Raw genomic sequence first — 20,032 nt, 5'->3', positions numbered from 1 at the left:
ATCCGCCCTCGATTGAAGGGAATGCCATGCCTATGTCATCACGCATGAGCCGCCGCCAGGCGATCTCGACGTTCGCCAATGGATTCGGAGTGCTCGGACTGGCCGGTCTGCTTGACGCCGAAGCACGTGCTGACGGAGCGAAAGCCAACCCACTGGCGGTGAAGTTGCCAATGCATGCCGCGCGTGCGAAGCGCGTGATCTTTCTGTTCATGTCCGGGGGGCCATCGCACGTCGACACGTTTGACCCCAAGCCCAGGCTCGAACGCGACAATGGCAAGCCCTTGCCATTCGCCATGCCGCACCTCGTGCGGACCAAGACGGGCAACCTGCTTCAGTCGCCGTTCAAGTTTCGCAAACATGGTCAGTCGGGCACCGAAGTCAGCGAACTCTTTCCGAATGTGGCCTCGTGTATTGATGACATCTGCGTGATTCGCTCGATGGTCGCCGATAACATCAACCACAACGGCGCGTGTCTCCAGATGAATACAGGGGAGCAAGCCTTCTCGAGACCGAGCCTGGGTTCGTGGCTACTCTACGGACTCGGGAGCGAGAACCAGGACCTACCCGGATATCTGGTCATCAGCCCGGCGCAACCGGCCCAAGGGGCTCCGCTCTGGACGTCGAGCTTTTTACCCGCCGCCTATCAAGGGACGCTGGTTGCCGATCTGAAGAACCCGATCGCCAACCTCGCGAACTCGCGCATTCCACTCGATCGTCAACGCGAGCAGCTCGACACGTTGCGGCTACTCAACGAACGGCACCTGCGGAGCCGTCAAGAAGACAGCCAGCTCAGCGCCCGGATCTCATCCTTCGAGTTGGCCTATCGAATGCAACGCCAGGCTCCCGAGACGTTCGACGTCAGCCGGGAGTCACCAGCCACCCGGGCGCTCTACGGCCTCGACGACCCAACGACCGGCATTTTCGCCACCCAATGCCTGATGGCCCGTCGCCTCTCGGAACGCGGCGTCCGGTTCGTCCAGGTCTATCACACCCAGACCGCGAAACGATCGAGTTGCCAACTCTGGGATCAGCACGGTGGACTCAAGAAGGAACTCCCGAACAACTGCGCGGCGACGGATCAACCGATCGCCGCTCTACTGAAGGATCTGAAGGGAAGGGGACTCCTTGAGGACACCCTGGTGATCTGGGGCGGCGAGTTCGGCCGGACCCCCACGGCCGAAGGGACCGACGGCCGCGAGCACCATCCGTTTGGCTTCACGATGTGGCTGGCGGGCGGAGGCATCAAAGGCGGTATGACCTATGGCGCGACGGATGAATACGGCTGGCACGCCGTCGAAAACAAGGTCCATGTCCACGACCTCCATGCCACGATCCTCCACCTGATGGGGATCGACCACACCAAGCTCACCTACCGTTACAGCGGCCGAGACTATCGTCTGACCGACGTCTTCGGTAACGTGGTCAAGCCGATTCTTGCCTGAGACTTGTTCCTCAGTCGTCCGCTCGACTGGCATCCCACCTCAGACTGGCAACGAATTCACCACCTGTTCGTGCTTCAGCAAAAGGAACCTTTGCATGAGAGCCGCTCGTATTGTCGCCTATCTTGCCCTCGCCCTGGCGCCCCCGGCGCTCGCGGATGAGCCATTTTACCTCAAGGATGGCGATCGAGTCGTTTTCTACGGCGATAGCATCACCGATCAGCGTCTCTATACAACTTTTGTCGAAACGTATGTCGTGACTCGATTCCCTGCGATGAACGTCTCGTTCGTTCATTCGGGATGGGGTGGCGACCGTGTGACAGGTGGTGGTGGAGGTCCGATTGATCTCCGGCTCAAGCGGGACGTCCTCGCCTACCGGCCCACGGTCTTGACGATCATGCTCGGCATGAACGACGGAAGTTATCGCCCCTTCGACGAGAAAATCTTCCAGACCTATGCGAATGGGATGGAACGGATCGTCGAAAAGGTCAAGGCAGAACTTCCCGAGGTCAAGATCACGTTGATCCGCCCCTCTCCTTTTGACGACGTCACCCGTCCCCCTGTCTTTGAGAAAGGGTATAACGCCGTCCTGGTCCGCTACGGCGACTTCCTCAAGGAACTGGCGGAAAAGGAACACGCCAAGCTTGCGGATTTGAACACGTCGGTCGTTGACGCGACCAAAAAAGCGTTTGAAGCCGACCCGGAAAAAGCCAAGAAGCTGAATCCCGATCGGGTGCATCCCGCTCCGGGTGGTCAGCTCTTGATGGCCGCCGCGCTGCTCGACGCCTGGGATGCGCCTGCCCTCGTTTCCGACGTGCAGATCAAGCTCGAATCCAAGAGCGAGCCCAAGACCCAGGCGGAGAAGACCAAGGTCTCGGACGTCCAGTGGAACGACGGCATTTTGAAGTGGACCCAGCTCGACGAGTCACTTCCGTTTCCGGCCGACCTCAAAGACGACGTCATCAAGCTGGCGGTTAACTCGTCCGACTTCGTGAAAGATCTCGACCAGCAGCCGCTCAAGGTCTCGGGACTCGAGGGTTCCGACTATGTCTTGAGCATTGATGGCGAAGAGGTGGGATCATTCTCGAAGGACCAGCTTGCCGAAGGCATCAACCTGGCCCTGCTCACCACGCCGATGACCAAGCAAGCGAGCGAAGTTCACAACCTGACGCTCAAGCACAACAACATTCACTTCACGCGCTGGCGGTCAGTTCAGGTTCCGCTGAGCGGCATCAAGTCCGCGCATCTGGATGAGGCGATCGCCGATCTCGATCGCGTTGAGGCTGAGGTTATTGACCAGCAGCGTGCCGCTGCCCAGCCGAAACCACGACGCTATGAGTTGAAGCCCAAAGTTTGACGCGGCTTGGCCCCAGGTTTCGTCTTGAGATTCGCCTCTTTTCCGTCCCCTTCTAGCGGGAGCGGAAAAGGGGCTTTACTCACAACGATCCGCGGTTGGGCGAGAATCGCGGGATTTCCGGGCCAGCTCGAACCAGTAGCACGGCCGGCCCGGCCGTATCCCTCGGCCCAGGGCCATTCCTCAGACTTACGCCGACCCGAGGGACTTACGGCCGGGCCGGCCGTGCTACCGCAAACCAACCCGTTGCGGAGACCGCAAGAATCCTCGGTGCTTTAGCACTTTCGCGGATCGTTGTTTTCAAACGCGGCGAGTGAGGCAGTCCTGGAGGCTCACCCGGTCAGGAGACCTTCAGGTCTCGTAATCGTTCGGGTTCACTAACCTCGTAACAATTCGGGTCCATTGACAGTGAGTCCGCCACCGAGAGCTTGTCGGATACACCACGAATTGCCTAACCACTTTTCAGTCGATTTTAGTTTAATTGTATGTTGTAGTCATTTTGTGATATGTTGCAAAAAATTTCTATCAAGGATGACCCCGAGCGCAATGCTGACACAGTAGCAGACCAGATCGCTCCAGAGGAATCCGAAGCCGAGAATCAGGCCGCCCACGGGGTTGTCGCGGATCGAATCAATCCAGGACGCATGGTAGAGCTGGCTGATTTCGATCAGCTAAGGGCAAGGACATGCATTGTACTCTGTATCCTGGCATTAGAATCTGGTAGATTCCTCAGATTCACCCAGGAGACCCAACAATGACGATCGCTCGCGCTGATCTCGTCGACCCCACGTCACACGATGGTGTCACTGCGTCACGCGATGCGTCCGACTCGCCTTATTGCTCGGCGAAGGCGGCTCTGACCGAAAGCTGTGGATCGAAATCCGGCTTCAGGAGTTGGTCGGCATCTTCTTCATCGCCGTCGGCGGGTTCGCCGTGCTCGACAACCACCTCCACGTTCTGGTCCGACTCTCGGGTGGCGACACGGACGATCAAGGGCATCTCTAAAGCCATCAGTGACGGATTGAAGCCAGTGACTCTCGAAGGCATCATCGGCTGGTTCGAACACGCCGGCCTGTGCGCAACACGTGGGTAAACCGCTCTAAACCTTCCCATGTTCGGCTTCTCCGAGAATTTCTCACCATCAATCAGGATGGGTTGATGCAATGATTGCAAACACAATTAGATAGCGGAGGAGACAAGTTCAATGAAATCCAACAAAGGCATAAAACGAAGAAAGTTTAGATACTATTTGATGCCTCATTGCATGGTCGTGTTTTATTTGACGTTTTTGATTTGTGAATATAAAGAGAAAGGAGCCGAATCTGCAATTCGGATGTTTGTGTTTATCGTTTCGTTATTGGTTGGTATGCTATGGATTATTCGTTCAGGGACAGCGCATACTGACTTGTAGATCCGACAAGCACCTGCAACAGGAACTCATCGCTCCAACCGCAACTGCGTCGCTTCATCGCGATACTTTCACGCCCGGGATGTTGCTTCAGCAGTGAGAGGGTCAGGCGATTGATCCATGCGAAATTCTCACGCAGCTGCGTCTCCCGAATACGCGATTCATCCTCACGATAAGTCATATCCAGGCTCCAATGGCAGCTATTTTCGATGCCCCAATGGCCTCGAACTGCGCGAGAAAACAGTTTTAAGTTTACCTCAAGGCTGCTGATGTAATAACGGACTTCATTCGTTGTTTTCCCATTTCGCACGCAATCCAAGACCACCACACCGATCGACTTCATGCCCTTCCATAACGCGAGCCCTGGCAAATCTGTAGGCACAGCCATTTGAATGTAAGTGCGGGTTTCTTCACGCCCGTGCGCCTTCTCGCGGGTCTGAAGTTGACCTGCCTTGACATCGACGAAATCGTTCTCCCACTCCTTGTTGATCGATTCCATGACGGCCTAAAACAACGTCTCCTGGTTCCCTTTCACCGCCAACAGATAATCCGCCTCGCCATCGATGATCTGCGCGGCGATCGCCTACTGCGTCCCCATCGCGTCGATCGTGATGATCGCCCCTTTGATGTCCACCAGCCTCAGCAATTCGGGAATCGCCGTGATCTCGTTGGATTTCTCGGCGCAGGCCACTTGCCCCAGCGACAGTCCAAATTCGCTGGCCCAGACGCTCACCGAATGCAAGGCTCCCAGCCCGTTCTTGCGATCGTGGCTCCGCCGCAACGTCTTGCCGTCCACCGCCAGGATCGGTTGTTCCACGCCGGTCTCCGCAGGACCAGCGCACACTTAGATGTTGGCATCAAAGGACTTTGGAAGAGCGACCTCTGGAAACAAGGGCAGATTCGAGGGTTTTCGGGGAATCAGGGACAGCTCTGGAAGCACAATGTTTGCCGCCTTTCCCGTCCGTCGCCTCCTACTGACGCCGGAGATCAACGCTTTTTTCGGGGTTTCTGCCTGATTCCGCAAAGTCTATTCCATCAACAAAAAAGTGTGCGCTGGCCCTGATGTGACAATTAAGCGACCGTCATATGACTGATGGGATGTCCCTGAGCCGTCAGTTGGCTGGCTAACTGGCGGGTACTCTTACAGGTCCACCGCAATGGAGACATGGGATCGCCCCGAGTATCAGGGTCGATCAAAGCTTCCAAGGATTGGACCAAGAGGGGGTCATGCTGGACCAATGGCTTCCGTCCGGCTCCCGAGTTCCGTACCCGCTCAACGGGGAGGGGATGTTGAGAAAGGCTCTCGATGGCCCGATAGATGGTCGGGCGGGAAAATCCAGTAACACGAGAGACGAGGGCAATACCTCCACGCCCTAATCGTTGGCCATCAAAGGCAGCGACCAAGTGTTGCTGTCGCTCATTGAGATGCGGAAATAGTACGGCGTATTTCCGCTCAAGTTCTTCGATATTACTCATCCTGGCATCATAGCTTCTTCTATATTAACTGTAACGATTAATTTTTTACGGGCCCTAACCACTTTTCAGCCGAGCTTAGTTTAATTATGTGTTGTTATCGTTTTATGATGTATTGCGAAAGTTTCTATCAAGGATGACCCCGAGCGCAATGCCGACACAGTAGCAGACCAGATCGCTCCAGAGGAATCCGAAGCCGAGAATCAGGCCGCCAAAGGGGTTGGCGCGGATGGAATCAATCCAGGGGGCATGGTAAAGCTGGCTGATCTCGACCAGCAGTGCGAAGCACAGAGCGAGTGTGGCTGCCATCGGTTTGGACGCAGTCGATCGTACGAAGATGAAGCCGAGATAGACGGCAAGTGCCCAGAGGACGTCGCCCGCATAGAGGCTGACGACCCTGGGAAGATATCCCGGCAATCGGCGCGAGCTGAGACCGAGGATGATCACGAGAAGGATGGCGAGACCGATGAGGCTTCGACTCCGACGCCGGTCCATTCGCCTTCAGTCCCGCGCTGGTTTCGGGCGAACCAACTCGGTGTAAAACTCCGGTCGGCGGTCGGCGATCCGGTCAACCTCGTGTTTGCCCGGGACCCTGATCAGCCGCTTTTGTCGCGAGCGGGCCGGGTCGATCTCGGCATAGAAGATCTCTTCCGAGTCTGGGCTGGCGGATTGGAGAATCTCGCCGTTGGGGCTGGCGATCGAACTGCGGCCGATGAACCGGAATCCGCGCTCTTCGCCGACTCGATTCACCGCCATCGCATAGACGACGTTCTCCATGGCGCGGCAGGCGATCATATGAATCGCCGCGCACTCCGAATGAGTCGGCCAGTTTGTCGGCAGCAGGAGCACGTCCGCACCCAAGAGACTCAGAACGCGTCCCGACTCCGGAAACGCCCCGTCGTAACAGATGTGCATGCCGATCCGTAAACCTTCGTATTCCTGGACGGCGAACGGGCGATCACCGGGATCCGCGAAGCGATCGACCCCGAGGAACGGGAGATGCACCTTGCGGTAGGAGCCGATGACCCCCGACGGACCGACAAGCACGCAGGCGTTGTAGAGACGGTCGCCGTCCCGTTCGAGCAAGCCAAAGACGGTGGCGATCCCGAGCTTGGCGCAGTGGGTCTCGATCGCCTGGGTACTTGGCCCTGGAATCGGCTCGGCAAAGCTCAACGCCTCTTCGCGGCTCTCGAAGCCATAGCCGGTCAGGGCGCATTCCGGGAAGACGATGAGCTTGGCCCCTGCGTCGGCGGCCACGCTGATCTGGCCGAGAATCGCGGCGCGATTGGCCGCGATATCGCCGATCTTGACGTCCATCTGGACCCCGGCGATTCGGATCGGGCTTGGCAGGTTCATCAGATGACCGCCTTGACAACGGGTTCTGGGTCGAGTGGAAGGATGGGCCTACGGATTCTTTCGTAAGTATATCGTGCCGGATTCGATGCGGTCAAACCAGGTGTGTCCACCTCGATGATCGTGCCGGCAATCGGGGCGTAGGCTGCCTTGTAGGCGACGGCCGCCTTGACCACGATGAACCGGGCGCTCTTCGGGTCGAGTCCCAGGCTCGTCAGTTGGCCGAGGCTGAAGGGAGGATGGCGCAACGAGGTGAGCACAACCCGGTTCGCTCCGTCCAGCCTGACAACCGACGTGGCCCCTTGATTGTTGTTTCGGATTCCACCGTGTCTCGGAAGTTCCTCGACGTAGCGGCCGTCATGGAGAATCTCGACGAGCCCGGCCACTTTTAAAGGAGGCGCATTGCGATCAATCTTTCCACCGGCCGAGAGGGCGACGGACCCTCCGACGCCGGCCCGTTGGCACGTCTGGACCGCTTCGGGATCGAAGAGCACGACGATGGAATCGGTTGCCCCTTGCTTGAGCAGTTCGTGGATCAAGACGGTGCTGTCGGCTGCCGAACCGCCGCCGATGTTGTCTCCCAGGTCGACCAGAATGACCGGGGTCTTGTCTGTCGCCAGGGCGAGAGCTACGGCTTCGGCCGCGATCGGGGGGCTGGCTGTGAGTTGGTGACGATGACTCCAGAGACTCGCGGAGAGATGCTCGGCGATTTCCGAGGCCAAGGCGAGATTATTGTCAGTCACCGCGATACAGGTTGGTCCGGTAGCCGCGACATCGGCGTAAGGGAAGCCGGCGAGGATGCTGGCATCAAGGAATCCCTGAGATCGATCCAGGCTTTCGAGCCCGTCGATCAGGCTCTTCATCGGTTCTCGAGTCGTCTCTTGTGCGAGCAAATGGATCAGGATCGGTGGCTTGCTCATCGCCTGTGTCGGTCGAATGCGTGCGGTTGCGGCGCGCCAGGCCAGGTCGCCCGCCGTCTTGCCCCGCGCTCGTTGATCAACGTGAGGGTAGGTCCGGTAGGCGATCAGCGCATTACTCTCTGACACCATGAGCGGGGAGACGTTGGCATGATAGTCGAGTGTAACGATCAGGGGGCGGCTGGGGCCGATCAAGTTGCGGACCTTGGCAAGCAAGTTACCATCCGCGTCGTCTTCGCCATCGGCGACCATCGCGCCGTGGAGTGCCAGGAGGACGGCGTCGACGGGCCCGGCGTCTCGCAAGGCATGGAGCAGACGATCGGTCAACTCGCAGTAAGCCTCGGAGGTCAATGGGCCGGACGGGGTCGCCCAGCCCATCAACGTGGGAACAACCTCGAAACCGTTCTTCGCGGCGGATTCAAAGAATCCGCCGACCTCGTGATGGGCTTCGCCCCAGCGTTGGAAGATTCCGTCGCCGGTCTCCAACCCTCCCGACTCAAACGCGGCGAGATCCGTTCGAGCGGTCGCGAAGGTATTCGACTCATGCATCAGCCCGCCCACGGCGATTCTGGCCATTGCGAAGCCCTCACAAAGAAAGTTGGAACGAGACGAATCAGAACCTCACGCCGTGCTGGGCTTGGGCGTCGGATGCAGGTCCAGCGTGGCGGGCGCTGGAGCGTTGGCCGGTTGCGCGTCGAAGAGGAGCGCGACGCGCTCTTCGGGGGGAGGCGGAGAGAGCCAACTCCCGATCAGGCCGGCCGCGAGCGACGATGAAAGTCCCCAGATGCAGGGATCGAGTCCGAACAGGTAGTATGGTCGGAACGAACTCGCCGCTCCGATGTCTTGGTTGGGCGCGAAGAGCCAGCTGAGGTGCAAGCGATCGGGACCGAGCGTGCCGAGCACGTAAAGGCCGAGCGTCACTGTCGCTCCCGTGGCCATCGCCGCGATCGCTCCCGCGGCTGTCGACCGCCGCCAGAAGCAGCCGAGGAGCGCGGGCATCAGGAACGCCGCCGCCATCCCGGTGCTCGAGAAGACGATGATGAGCTGAAGATAAGTCGGTGGCTTGAGGGCCACGATCGCGACGATCAGGCCGATCGCCACCGTGGTTGAATAGCTCGCCCAGGCGATCTCGCGCTCCGTTGCGGTCGGGCGGAAGAAACGTTGGTAGAGGTCGCGCACCAGGCCCGATGAGACGATCAGAAGCCAGCCGCTCACGGTGCTCAGAACGGCCCCGTAGGGCGCGGCGAGAATCAAGCCGGCGACATAAGGGTTGGCGAGCTTGATGACGAGACTTGGCATCACATCGTCCGAGGACGCCAGGTTCGGCAGGATGCTCCGAGCCGCCACGAAGATGAAGATCAGCGGGATGTAGATCAGGGCGTTGTAGATGGTGAGATAGATGATGGAATAGCGCAGGGTCTTGGAGTCGCGGAACGCCATCAGGCGAACAAGCGTTGATGGCTGCCCCATCCCCGTGATGGCCCACATGAAAAAGAATGAGACGGCAAGGCCCAGCGGATGAAACGCTCGCCCCGCGCCTGGACCGAAGCCGAACCCTGGGTCGGTCTGCGCCATGCCCGAGTAGGTGGCCTGCGCGAACCCGCCCGAGGCGTTCATCGCCAGCGGGAGGAGGAGCATGACCCCGATCGCCATGATGATACTCTGGAAGACGTCGGTCCAGATCGCGGCCAGAAAACCGCCATAGGTGGTGTAGGCCACGACGGTCGCCGTGAAGATCGCCAGACCGATGTAGTAGCCGGCGTTCGACGAGTCCGCGAGCTCTCCGCTCACGAACCAGGAGGTTGTCTGCACCGGGAGCACGATCTTCATGATCCGGGCGCCCGCGGAGAATTGCGCGACGAGGTTGCAGACCAGGAAGAACATCACCAGCAGGCTGGTCATGAGTCCGAGCGCCGGGCTACCGAATCGCTCGCGGAAGAGGTCGGGCAGAGTGATGGCGCCGGTCTTTCGGGAGAGCTGGCCGATCCGCTTGCCGAGGATGCCGAGCACGGTCACCGGGGCGATCATGTACGAGGCGATCCAGAGGGCCACGACCCAGCCGAAGCTATAAACCAGGGACGGGAACCCGACGAACGTACCGCCGCTCATCACGGCGGCAGTCAACGCCACGGCAAACGGGCCGAGCGAGCGACCTCCCAGGAAGTATTTCTCGAGGAATGTTCCTTTGCGCTGGGCGAGATTGGCAACGACGCCCAATCCGAGCGAGATCAGCGTGAAGAGGAGCAACGCGATCAGCGTCGGCGGCTGAGCGTGAATGGATTGAACATGATTCAATGGAGGCCCCCTTCCCGGATGTCGCTCTCGAGCTCGTCTGTGTGATCCGCGCCCAGGTCGTCGTCCGCCATGTAGAAGCCGGCGAACCAGAAAGTGAAGAGCGAGCAGAATAGCCAGGGGACCATGATTCCCCAGAAAACCCAGGACGGCATCCCAAATATGGGTCGCACATCATCGACGCCGAGCGGCCGCCCCTCGCGGATGTAGCCGGCCCAGTAACAGTACGCGCAGCAATAAATCGTCGAGATGAGCCAGGCCACCCCAATGATGATCGCCTCACGTCGGGAATGCTTCAAAACGGGATCGATGTCTCCGGACACGGCGAGTGCACTCCTAACTTCGGTGAGGCCGGCAGGGGATGCCAGCGCGATGTTCGTTGCCTGACGTCGGGAGAGTGCGTCGAGGGGCCAAATTCTTTTCTCACGTCGGTGAGGCGAACGCAACCCCCAAGACGCACTGATCGACTAACTCTAATCGTTACAGTCCGGAATTTCACCGTGAGCCCAGGGCCTGCTCGAAGAAACCAGCGATTCGCTCAGCCACGTATTTACGATCGGCGTCGCGTCGCGACGAGTGTCGTTCGTCGGGCAAGGGGAGCAGTGCAAACGGCTTCGAAGCCGAGATCAAGGCGGTCGTCAATCGCGCGGTGTGGCGGAAATGAACGTTTTCGTCAAGCATTCCGTGGATCACGAGCAGTTCGCCGCGGAGCTTCTCGACATGGGGCAGGACCGATGACTTGCGATAACCATCCGCATTATTCATGGGCGTCCCCATGTAGCGCTCGGTGTAGCAGGTGTCATAACCGTCCCAATCGGTCACAGGCGCGACCGAAACACCCGCTCGAAAAACGTCAGGCGCCTCGGTCAGGCACCGGAGCGTCATGTAGCCGCCGTAGCTGCTTCCGGTGAGGCCGACTCGCCCGAGATCGACTTCGGGCCAATGGGTTCCGACAAAGCTTACGCCATCCACCTGGTCGCGTACCTCAACGTTGCCCATCTCTCGATTGAGCGCGGATTCGAAGGCGTGTCCCCGTCGCGCGGAGCCTCGATTGTCGGTCTTCCAGACGGCGTATCCACGTTCGGTCAAGTACTGGGCGTTCATGTCGGCCGACAAAGCCCAGGAGTTCGAGACCGTCTGCACGTGAGGTCCGCCATAGACGATCACGATGAGCGGAGTCTTCTCACCGAGAACTTTCGATTTCGGCGGATAGAAGGCCCCCTGGAGCTTGATACCGTCGCGATTGACGAATTCGATCAGTTCCGGAGGAGCCAGTCGCAGGCTGCCGACTCTGGGGTCGGAACTCGAGTCGTCGAGTATCTTGAGAGGATTTCCCTCACGATCGCGAATCGTCGTGAGCGGCGGTCGATTGAGGCTGGATGCCACATCCACGAAATGTTCGCCATTCGACGCCACGACGGTTCGGTGCGTGCCGGGCTCGTCCGTGAGCCGGACGACCTCGCCTCCGTCGAGCGAGACGCGGTAAAGATGGGTTTCGAGCGGAGTCTCGCGCCCGGCAGAGAACCAGGCTTCACGCCGGTTCTCATTGATCGCCACGAGGGCATCCACGGGCCAGTCGCCCGCGGTCAACGTTCGTAGGAGCTTCCCATCCCGATCATGCAGTTGAAGGTGACGAAACCCGGTGCGCTCGGACGACCAGAGGATTTCTCCGGTCGAATCGAGCACACGAAGGTCGTTGTGGAGGTTGACCCAGGTCTCGGATGTTTCCTCGATCAGAAGCGTTTTCTGAAGCGACTCGAGGTTAAACCGATAAAGGCGCAAGCTCTTCTGGTCGCGTGAAAGGATCTGGACCAGGAGCGAGGTCGGGGACGCCCAGTTCACCCGAGCGAGATAAAAATCCGCAGCGGGTTCTCCCAGGTCGAGCCAACGCGTCGGGCCCCCGCTGGCTGAGACGACGCCAAGACGGACCTTGGCATTGGCCGCGCCGGAGAAGGGATAGCGGTGGGTCTCGACCGAGATTTGCTCTCCCCCTTGATGGACGATGGAGTAGGGGGGGATATGCCGCTCATCGGTCTCCTGGTAGGCGATTGTTGCGCCGTCGGGTGACCACCAGTATCCGCTCGCTCGATCCATTTCTTCTTGCGCGATGAACTCGGCGAGGGCGTGAGTCACCCCGTCACCGGCCCCTTGGGTGAGCCTCTGCTCTTGCCGGGAGGCCAGGTCGATCACGTGCAACTCGTCATCGCGCACGAATGCGACCTTGGATCCGTCGCGAGTCAACCTGGGATCGAGCTCGGGTGTGGGCGTATTGGTGATGCGTTCAAGAGGTCCGTCCTGACGTTGCAGGTAGAGATCGCCGCCGATCGGGAAGACCGAGACATCGGCCGCCTCGGCGCGGACGACTTGGGTGATCCCGGTTTCACGCAGACGCTGGCGCTCGCGGCGCAGTTTTTCCGCCTCCGAGAGCGTGGATTCCGTATCCCCGTTGCCAGGCGGTCTGGCCACGACTCGCGGTTCGCCCCCCGTGAGCTCCACGCGCCAGAGCACGCGGCTCAAACTGGCCGACTCCGATTTCAGATAAGTGAGAGCCTTTCCATCCGGAGTGAAGCCGAACGCAGCTGGAACCACGCTGCCAGGCGCGGGGAGTTTAGCGACCGCCGCCGCATCGACCCCTTCGCGCTTCGTGTCTGGGGTCACGGCTAAGAGCTCTGATCGTTCCGACATGAAAACTCCGAGGAAAGTCAGGATCAAGCGAGCGCGGACTTGTCTCATCGGTTCTCTCGAGATGAAGGTCGCGGGAACCGGCCTGCAGAAAGTGGCAGCCGGGGGCTTTGCCTCTTATTGGGAAATCGATAAGTAACGCATTTTAATTGCATTGGTGTCAGGATTGAGCCCAGCCCGTGGCCTGGCCAGCTCGGCCGTATCTCAATCGGAGTCGGCACGCGTTCAGGAAGCTGTCTAGGACCGAGAGACATCTGTTCGGGCCGGAGGTGCGACTGATTGGGACTCGCTCAAGCCGTTGGTGAAGCTTTTCTTTGATTTGTCAGAGGAACATCCAGCGGATAGCACTCAATTCAAAGGAATGCCATGTCCACATGGTTAGCCTGAGATGGAGAACTTGCAGATGCATGGATTACAGCGGTTGGTGTTCGGCTGGCGCACGGAAAAAAGGGACAGGCACCCGGCCGCTACGTGGATCAGTCGGTGCCAAGGGACTCGCGGGCCGGGAGCCAGTCCCCTTTTTCCTTCGTCGTACGCAATCCGTTGGCAAACCGCTGTAAGAAGGGGCCGGAGAAATTACTGTCCGTGGTCACTCAGCCCCGAGAAGTCAAGGATCGCGACCAAGCCATCAATCGAACGGCTCGGGCATTGGAAGATCACTCATCGCTCCGCAACCACAAAAGATAGTGTCACGTGTTCTTTGGTACGCATGTGTTGATTTTTCTGGCCGGTTGCCGGCCCAGACCTCCCGGAGAGTCCGAGGGTCTGGGCCGTTCTCGAGGGTGGATCAACCGAGTTTGACGGTGACGGTTTTCATCTCGCTGTAGTGCTCGAGCGCGGCTTCACCGTTCTCGCGGCCTTGCCCGGACATCTTGAAACCGCCGAAGGGGGTCGTGGTGTCGACGACGTGGTAGCAGTTGACCCAGACGGTTCCAGCCTTGACCCGTTTGGCGAAGAGATGGGCCTTGTCGATGTCTTTGGTCCAGATCGCGGCGGCCAGGCCGTACGAGGTGTTATTCGATCGCTCGATAACTTCGTCGACCCCGTTGAACGGAAGCACGCTGACGACGGGTCCGAAGATCTCGTCGCGGGCGATCGCCATGTCATCCTTGACGTCGTCGAAGATCGTGGGCGCGACGAAGAACCCGCGATCGCCGACGCGTCCGCCACCAGAGAGGAGCTTGGCCCCTTGCTTCTGGCCGAGGTCGACGTAGTGGAGGATCTTGTCGAGCTGCTCTTGCGAGACTTGCGGACCTTGCTCGGTGGCTGGGTTCAGGGGATCGCCGATCGCCCGCGTTTTGGCCTTCTCGACCAGCCGCTGGACGAACTCCTTGTGAATCTTCTGCTCGACGAAGAGTCGGCTTCCCGCGGTGCAGCACTGGCCGCCGTGGAAGTAAATCGCGTGGAAGGCGCCTGCGACGGCCTCCTCCAAGTTCGCGTCGGCGAAGATCACGTTGGGGCTCTTGCCGCCGAGCTCGAACGTCGTTCGCTTGAGCGTCTCAGCCGCCTGACGCTGAATGATCTTGGCGGTATCGACGTGGCCGGTGAATGCAATCTTGTCGACATCCGGATGCCCCACCAAGGCGGCCCCCGCCGTCTCACCGAGCCCGTTGATGATATTGATCACGCCCGCGGGGAATCCCGCTTCAATTGCCAGATCGGCGATCCGGAGTGCGGTCAAGGGGGTCTGCTCGGCGGGCTTCATCACCACGGTGTTGCCGCAAGCGAGCGCGGGGCCCCACTTCCACGCGAGCATCAAGAGCGGGAAATTCCAAGGGATGATCTGGCCGACGACGCCGACGGGCTGTCTCAGCGTATAGGAAAGGAAGCTTCCGCGCACCGGTAGCGTCTTGCCTTCGATCTTGTCGGCCCAGCCGGCATAGTAGCGGAGCGTGTTGACGACGCCTTCGATGTCTCCCTTGGAGTCGCTGATCGTCTTGCCGCAGTTGAGCGACTCGAGCGCGGCGAGCTCTTCGCCGTGGCGCTCGACGAGGTCGCTCAGCTGATACATCAAGCGACCACGGTCGGCGGCGTCCATGGTGTTCCAGGGGCCAGACTCGAGTGCCCGACGGGCGGCCTTGACCGCCTTATCCACGTCGGCGGCCGTTCCGGCACCCACCCGGGCGATGACCTCACCCGTGGCGGGATTGTAGGTCTCGAACTCTCCCCCCTCGATCGGATCGACCCATTGATTGTCGATCAGGAGTTTTGTGTGACGAATGGCCGGAGTGGCCCGTGGGGCCGTCGCGGTTTGGGCCATGATAAAATCTCGATAAGGGGTGCGTCGGTCTCGGACTGAATAAGGCAATGGTCCGGAAGCGGTCGCAGCCTGTCAACCCCTTGCGAAATCCGTCCTGAGTCTCGAAACGCGAGTCTCAGGGGGGTATCATCCGGGCCTGGTTGGCGAGGCTTGGGGGGCGTCCCACGAGCCTGATCTGTTGCTGATCAGGGAGAACGGACGATGACATCAAAGATCTTATCGAGATGCGTTGCCACGATCGCGCACAGCCTGGTTCTGACGAGCACGATCGTGGTCGCCGCGGAAGAACCGAAGTCCGCCGATCGTCGGCTCAACGTTGTCTTGATCACGGCCGACGACTTGCGGAATGCGCTCGGCTGTTACGGACACCCGCTGGTCCGCACCCCCAATATCGATCGATTGGCCTCCCGAGGCGTTCGGTTCGATCGGGCCTACTGTCAGTTCCCCCTCTGCAACCCGAGTCGGACCTCCTTCTTGACCGGCCTTCGGCCCGACACGACCGGGGTGACGGATAATGCCGCTCGGTTTCGGACGAATCGACCGACCACCGTGACCCTCCCCCAACTGTTTCGAAAACAGGGATATCACGTCGCTCGCGTGGGTAAACTCTTCCACTACGGGGTGCCCGGACAGATCGGCACCGACGGGCTGGATGATCCCGAGTCGTGGGATGAGGTTGTCAACCCTCGGGGGCGGGACAAGGACGATGAGGATAAGATCTTCACCATCAAGCCGGGCAGTGGCTTTGGCGCCACCTTGAGCTGGCTGGCCGCCGATGGGGTAGATTCGGAACAGACGGACGGCAAGGGAGCGGAGGCCGCGGTCCGCCTCTTGGAGCAGAATCGTGATCGCCCTTTCTTTCTCGCGATGGGTTTCTTTCGGCCTCACACCCCTTACGTCGCCCCGAAACCTTGGTTTGACCTTTATCCGGTCGACAAGATTTCCCTCGTCAGTGGAACCGGGGCGCGACGAGACGGGGTACCAGCGCCCGCATTGACGGTCAATCCACCGAATTATGGCATCAGCCCACCTCCAGCAACAAGCCATCCAGGCCTATTATTCCGCAATATCATTTATGGATGCGCAGGTCGGCAAGGTGGTCGATGCGGTCGACCGGCTCGGGCTTGGCCGTCGTACCATCATCGTCTTCATGAGCGATCATGGCTATCAGCTTGGCGAGCACGGGCTCTGGCAAAAGATGACTCTCTTCGAAGAATCGGCCCGGGTCCCTCTGATTATCGCGGCCCCTGAAATGAACGGGAATCAGCGGGCGACCTCGAAAGTGGTCGAGCTCATCGACCTCTATCCTACCTTGGCCGATCTCTGCGGCCTGACTCCGCCCGCCGATCTCGATGGGCGAAGCCTGCGCCCATTGCTCGAAGATCCCGACAGGGCTTGGCCTCACGGGGCAGTGACTCAGTTGAGCCGTAGAGCGAAGCAGGATCCGTTCAAGGGGTATTCCGTTCGCTCCGAGCGGTTCCGCTACACCGAGTGGGATGGCGGCAAACGGGGCGTTCAGTTGTACGACCACGAAAAGGACCCGCACGAGGGGACGAACCTCGCTTCCGACTCCCAGTACGCCGAGACCATCGCCGAGATGAAGCGTCTGCTCCAAGAAAGCATGAAGCCAGCATCGCGCGCGGAGGGGCTGAAACCAGCCCCATGAGTGAACTGGTCGCGGATCGTTGTCTTATCGCAAACGAGCCGGGAAGTTTCGAATCAAAATTCGTGGGAGGGTGATGGCACGAAGCCAACCGTCCCGATTCTTGGAGGGTTGGCTTCAGCCTGTCGTCCGTTTGAGGTGGCGTCAGGCTAAATGCCTACCTTGCAAGAAATGGCAAAAAATGGTGGGCCGTGCCCACCCTACAAGACTTAATGATTAGATGTGTCTGCTTCTCGGAAGTTGGCGTGGGGCACCACGGAAGAGGCTTTTGATTGGACCCAACGAGAGTGTTGTGTTTCCTTCGACGAAGCGAAGGTTTTGAAGGTCCGAAGGCGGGGCGGCTCAGAAGAGGCCGGCGATGGGTTCGCCATGGTAGATAAAGTGGGGGCGGGCTTGCGCGTCGGTCCAGTGGGCGGATTGGGGGATGCCCAGCGAGCGATAGATGGTTGCGGCCAACGCTTCGGGGGTCTGCGGGTCGGAGTTGGGATAGCCCGCGATCTTGTCGGTGGAACCGACGACCCGGCCACCTTGCGTGCCGCCACCGGCGAAGAAAACGGTTTGAACATGTCCCCAGTGGTCACGGCCCGACGACTTGTAAAACTTGGGGAGGGTCGAGATCCGAGGCGTGCGACCGAACTCCCCCGCCATCACGATGAGCGTCGAGTCGAGCAGGCCGGTCGCGTGGAGGTCGTCGAGCAGGGCGGATAAGGCTCGGTCGGTCGGTGGGAAGAGGTTATCGCGGAGGTGGGGGAAGGCGTTGCCATGCGTGTCCCACGTCTCGTTGTTCCCGAGGTTGACCTGAACCAGGTTGACCCCCGACTCCACCAGTCGACGCGCCATTAAGAGGGACCAGCCGAACGAGTTTCGACCGTAGCGTTCGAGCATTTTCGGATCGGCGCCCATGACGTCGAAAGCCTGCTTGACGCGGGGGTCGGTCAGCATGGAGACGGCGTCCTGGCGATGCCGATCGAGCTGCACGGTCTCCGCGTTTTCATCCAGTTCGCGACGCTGAGCGTCAAGATGGTCGAGCATTTCGAGTCGATGAGAGAACCTCGCGGCACCGAAACCTTCGGGCAGAGACAGGTTGGGCGCCTGGAAGCGTTTCACGGCGGGAGTTCGTTGGCGCTCCTGGTGATCGAACTCGTACTCGGGATAAGCTCCATAGGCCGTGGGATCGAACGGAGACGCTTCGATCAACATCGGATCGCGTGAGGGACCCATCACTCCCGCGAGTTGCCCCGGGATCACTCGGCCTGAATTGTGAACCAGCTTTTCGGGGAGGATGACCGCGGGCGGTAGGTTGTTCCTCGGCTTTGTCAATGACCCGGCAATGGCGGCGATCGAGGGCCAATCGGTCGGCGACGGCTTCGTGGGATCGAACCCTGGAGGAAGCTGATTTCGGCCGGTGAGCATGATCAGATGGCCGGCCGAATGATCGTTCGAGGAATGGGTCAGCGACCGTAACAACGACCAGTGCTGGCTCCGGTTCGCGAGCATGGGCAGATGCTCGCAGATCTCGATTCCAGGTGTACGGGTGGCAATCGGTTTGAATTCGCCCCGAATCTGTTCGGGCGCCTCGGGCTTGAGGTCAAAACTATCTTGTTGCCCCAGACCGCCCGAGAGGAAGATATAGATCACCGCGCGGGCGCGTGGAGCCGCGCGCCCGACTTCGCTCGCCGCGCCGAGGTTTCTTAAGGCGGCCAGATGATTCGTTCCGAGCCCGAGCAGCCCGACTGCGCCCGCCTGGATGGCGACTCGCCTCGACAGTTTCGGATGAAGGAACGGCGTCGGACAGCCCTCTTGATTTAACCGTGGCATGGCTTGGCTCCGAACTTCGGGTCGTCCAGGACCTCACGTCCCCGCGAGCAATTTGTTTGAGCTTAGCTGGGCCGACCCGGGAAGTCCAATCCTCAGGCCTGACTCCGAATTGAGCAGGATTGAGGTTCCAGCCGTTGCCAGAAGGGGCCGAACGCGTTTCGCAAAGAATTTTAAGAACCTGAAAATAAACCGGTCGGCTCGCGCATCGTTAACTTGCGACAGGGGAGGGTCGTCGATGAATAATGCGAACGACCACCCGTCGGTTCCGCATGATGCCGAGAGTCTGAAGTCCGGAGGAACCATCGACGTGACGCGGTTTGTGGCGCTCTACGAGAGTCACGGGCCCGAGTTGCGGCGATTCATTCTGGGCGTGACTCGTGATCCGGAACTGACGAACGATGTGATTCAAGCGACCTATGCCAAGGCTGTCGAGTTCGGTCACACCGCCCGTCCCGAGACTTTCAAGGGTTGGATATTCCGGGTGGCCTTTCACGAGGCCTTGACCGCGCGGCGGAGGCGGGACGCTCGCGACCAGGGAGTGCGGCGGTTGGCCGACCTCGGCGGTCATCCCGTGGAACGACCTGACGAACGATTGATTCGAGACGAGACCATTGAGGCGGTACGGCAGGCGCTGGGGAATTTGCCCTCAGAGCAACGGCAAGTCGTCTGGGCTCGGATGTATGAAGACAAGACGTTTGCTGAGATCGCCCAAGAATTTCGCTTGCCGCTGGGGACAGTATTGACCCGGATGCGACTCGCTCTGGAAAAGCTGCGGCGTTCCTTACGCCCGGGAGATTGATCGATGCCGTCTGACCTTCTCTTGCTCGCGGTCCGCTACATCTCGAACGAATTGTCGGACGACGAGATGGCGGCCTTTGAGCGTCTGCTGGCGGACGACCAATCGGCCCGTGAAGCCGTGGCGGAAGCCGTCGAATTGACCCTTGTCGTTGCGCAACTACCCGCAACGACCCCCGACCTTCTCCCCTTGCGTGCCAAACGTCGGCTGTATCGCCCGATGCGACTCGGCCTCGCGGCGGCTTGCCTCGGAGCGGTCGTCGGACTGACGTTTCAATACGGCCGTTTCGCGGATCCGAATCCGGCGGTCGATCCATCCATCGCCAACGCGAATCCGAATCCTCCCGAAGCGGTCGCCATTGCCTGGTCAGGCTTGAGGCAGACCGGCGAAATCGACCTGGTTTCCCATACCGAGTTACTGGCCTGGCTCGATGAACCGATTGCTTCGCCTTCGGCTGATTTGCCATCCGTTGGCGCATCGGCCTTGGAGGACGAGTTGTTACCTCGCTGGCTCCTGGAAGCGGCCTCGCTCCGCGAGACTCCTGAGACGTCCGGGGCCGGCACGAGGGAGAACTGAG

The 20,032-nt window shown here is 59.9% G+C and carries 15 protein-coding genes and 3 pseudogenes; 6 read left to right on the top strand and 12 right to left on the bottom strand.

The genetic code is table 11. The features are described 5' to 3' along the window. The first annotated feature begins 26 nt into the window (after window positions 1-26). A complete protein-coding gene (locus V5E97_RS17920) occupies window positions 27-1,442 on the top strand; it encodes a DUF1501 domain-containing protein (RefSeq protein ID WP_406700656.1) in 1,416 nt (471 codons plus the stop codon). Window positions 1,443-1,536: 94 nt separating this feature from the next. Continuing rightward, complete coding sequence (locus V5E97_RS17915) at window positions 1,537-2,796, top strand: SGNH/GDSL hydrolase family protein (RefSeq protein ID WP_406700655.1); 1,260 nt, start codon at window positions 1,537-1,539, stop codon at window positions 2,794-2,796. Between the two features lie 491 nt (window positions 2,797-3,287). Here the strand turns inward: V5E97_RS17915 and V5E97_RS17910 are convergent. The 11 genes and pseudogenes from V5E97_RS17910 to V5E97_RS17860 all read right to left on the bottom strand — a co-directional run. After that, window positions 3,288-3,461, bottom strand: a pseudogene (locus V5E97_RS17910) (ribosomal maturation YjgA family protein); the annotation flags it as partial. Between the two features lie 166 nt (window positions 3,462-3,627). After that, a complete protein-coding gene (locus tag V5E97_RS17905) occupies window positions 3,628-3,843 on the bottom strand; it encodes a hypothetical protein (RefSeq protein ID WP_406700654.1) in 216 nt (71 codons plus the stop codon). A gap of 326 nt (window positions 3,844-4,169) precedes the next feature. After that, window positions 4,170-4,997 (bottom strand): annotated as a pseudogene (locus V5E97_RS17900) (ISAs1 family transposase). A 275-nt stretch (window positions 4,998-5,272) separates the two neighbouring features. After that, on the bottom strand, window positions 5,273-5,368 hold the full coding sequence (locus V5E97_RS17895; RefSeq protein ID WP_406700653.1) for an ISAzo13-like element transposase-related protein: 96 nt from the start codon (window positions 5,366-5,368) through the stop codon (window positions 5,273-5,275). A 411-nt stretch (window positions 5,369-5,779) separates the two neighbouring features. Next, window positions 5,780-6,169, bottom strand: a complete 390-nt coding sequence (locus tag V5E97_RS17890; RefSeq protein WP_406700652.1) for a ribosomal maturation YjgA family protein — start codon at window positions 6,167-6,169, stop codon at window positions 5,780-5,782. Between the two features lie 6 nt (window positions 6,170-6,175). After that, complete coding sequence (locus V5E97_RS17885; RefSeq protein ID WP_406700651.1) at window positions 6,176-7,030, bottom strand: carbon-nitrogen hydrolase family protein; 855 nt, start codon at window positions 7,028-7,030, stop codon at window positions 6,176-6,178. Continuing rightward, window positions 7,030-8,520: a M81 family metallopeptidase gene (locus V5E97_RS17880; RefSeq protein WP_406700650.1), complete on the bottom strand. Its 1,491-nt coding sequence runs from the start codon at window positions 8,518-8,520 to the stop codon at window positions 7,030-7,032. Before V5E97_RS17880 ends, V5E97_RS17885 begins: the two co-directional genes overlap by 1 nt. A 45-nt stretch (window positions 8,521-8,565) precedes the next feature. After that, window positions 8,566-10,239, bottom strand: a complete 1,674-nt coding sequence (locus V5E97_RS17875) for a sodium/pantothenate symporter (RefSeq protein WP_406700649.1) — start codon at window positions 10,237-10,239, stop codon at window positions 8,566-8,568. Beyond that, window positions 10,236-10,559: a hypothetical protein gene (locus V5E97_RS17870; RefSeq protein WP_406700648.1), complete on the bottom strand. Its 324-nt coding sequence runs from the start codon at window positions 10,557-10,559 to the stop codon at window positions 10,236-10,238. Before V5E97_RS17870 ends, V5E97_RS17875 begins: the two co-directional genes overlap by 4 nt. Window positions 10,560-10,731: 172 nt before the next feature. Then, entirely contained in the window at window positions 10,732-12,921 is a 2,190-nt protein-coding gene (locus V5E97_RS17865) for a S9 family peptidase (RefSeq protein ID WP_406700647.1), read from the bottom strand. A gap of 784 nt (window positions 12,922-13,705) precedes the next feature. Next, on the bottom strand, window positions 13,706-15,178 hold the full coding sequence (locus V5E97_RS17860) for an aldehyde dehydrogenase family protein (protein ID WP_406700646.1): 1,473 nt from the start codon (window positions 15,176-15,178) through the stop codon (window positions 13,706-13,708). A gap of 201 nt (window positions 15,179-15,379) precedes the next feature. Between V5E97_RS17860 and V5E97_RS17855 the strand changes: the two are divergent. Both V5E97_RS17855 and V5E97_RS17850 read left to right on the top strand, forming a co-directional pair. Next, window positions 15,380-16,036, top strand: a pseudogene (locus tag V5E97_RS17855) (sulfatase-like hydrolase/transferase); the annotation flags it as partial. A 157-nt stretch (window positions 16,037-16,193) separates the two neighbouring features. Then, window positions 16,194-16,844 (top strand): sulfatase/phosphatase domain-containing protein, encoded by a 651-nt coding sequence (locus V5E97_RS17850; protein ID WP_406700645.1) that lies wholly within the window; start codon window positions 16,194-16,196, stop codon window positions 16,842-16,844. Window positions 16,845-17,183: 339 nt separating this feature from the next. Here V5E97_RS17850 and V5E97_RS17845 read toward each other — a convergent pair whose 3' ends face one another. Next, window positions 17,184-18,659 carry a DUF1501 domain-containing protein gene (locus V5E97_RS17845; RefSeq protein WP_406700644.1) on the bottom strand — a complete coding sequence of 492 codons (1,476 nt, stop codon included), beginning with the start codon at window positions 18,657-18,659 and terminating at the stop codon, window positions 17,184-17,186. Between the two features lie 235 nt (window positions 18,660-18,894). Between V5E97_RS17845 and V5E97_RS17840 the strand changes: the two genes are divergently transcribed. Next, window positions 18,895-19,458: an RNA polymerase sigma factor gene (locus tag V5E97_RS17840; RefSeq protein WP_406700643.1), complete on the top strand. Its 564-nt coding sequence runs from the start codon at window positions 18,895-18,897 to the stop codon at window positions 19,456-19,458. A gap of 3 nt (window positions 19,459-19,461) precedes the next feature. Then, window positions 19,462-20,031 carry an anti-sigma factor gene (locus V5E97_RS17835; protein ID WP_406700642.1) on the top strand — a complete coding sequence of 190 codons (570 nt, stop codon included), beginning with the start codon at window positions 19,462-19,464 and terminating at the stop codon, window positions 20,029-20,031. Window position 20,032 lies beyond the last annotated feature (1 nt).

Origin of the sequence: Singulisphaera photorubra (assembly GCF_045290345.1) — a bacterium.
Lineage (GTDB): Bacteria > Planctomycetota > Planctomycetia > Isosphaerales > Isosphaeraceae > Singulisphaera.
Note: the sequence above shows the minus strand (reverse complement) of the source record. Positions and strands in the feature narration are given on the sequence as shown.

Excerpts from the sequence above, each read along its gene's own strand:
- V5E97_RS17860 (WP_406700646.1), bottom strand. The coding sequence starts at position 15,178 with ATGGCCCAAACCGCGACGGCCCCACGGGCCACTCCGGCCATTCGTCAC.
- V5E97_RS17895 (WP_406700653.1), bottom strand. The coding sequence starts at position 5,368 with ATGTCTCCATTGCGGTGGACCTGTAAGAGTACCCGCCAGTTAGCCAGC.
- V5E97_RS17845 (WP_406700644.1), bottom strand. The coding sequence starts at position 18,659 with ATGCCACGGTTAAATCAAGAGGGCTGTCCGACGCCGTTCCTTCATCCG.
- V5E97_RS17865 (WP_406700647.1), bottom strand. The coding sequence starts at position 12,921 with ATGTCGGAACGATCAGAGCTCTTAGCCGTGACCCCAGACACGAAGCGC.
- V5E97_RS17885 (WP_406700651.1), bottom strand. The coding sequence starts at position 7,030 with ATGAACCTGCCAAGCCCGATCCGAATCGCCGGGGTCCAGATGGACGTC.
- V5E97_RS17890 (WP_406700652.1), bottom strand. The coding sequence starts at position 6,169 with ATGGACCGGCGTCGGAGTCGAAGCCTCATCGGTCTCGCCATCCTTCTC.
- V5E97_RS17915 (WP_406700655.1), top strand. The coding sequence starts at position 1,537 with ATGAGAGCCGCTCGTATTGTCGCCTATCTTGCCCTCGCCCTGGCGCCC.
- V5E97_RS17835 (WP_406700642.1), top strand. The coding sequence starts at position 19,462 with ATGCCGTCTGACCTTCTCTTGCTCGCGGTCCGCTACATCTCGAACGAA.
- V5E97_RS17840 (WP_406700643.1), top strand. The coding sequence starts at position 18,895 with ATGAATAATGCGAACGACCACCCGTCGGTTCCGCATGATGCCGAGAGT.
- V5E97_RS17920 (WP_406700656.1), top strand. The coding sequence starts at position 27 with ATGCCTATGTCATCACGCATGAGCCGCCGCCAGGCGATCTCGACGTTC.
- V5E97_RS17850 (WP_406700645.1), top strand. The coding sequence starts at position 16,194 with ATGGCATCAGCCCACCTCCAGCAACAAGCCATCCAGGCCTATTATTCC.
- V5E97_RS17880 (WP_406700650.1), bottom strand. The coding sequence starts at position 8,520 with ATGGCCAGAATCGCCGTGGGCGGGCTGATGCATGAGTCGAATACCTTC.
- V5E97_RS17905 (WP_406700654.1), bottom strand. The coding sequence starts at position 3,843 with ATGATGCCTTCGAGAGTCACTGGCTTCAATCCGTCACTGATGGCTTTA.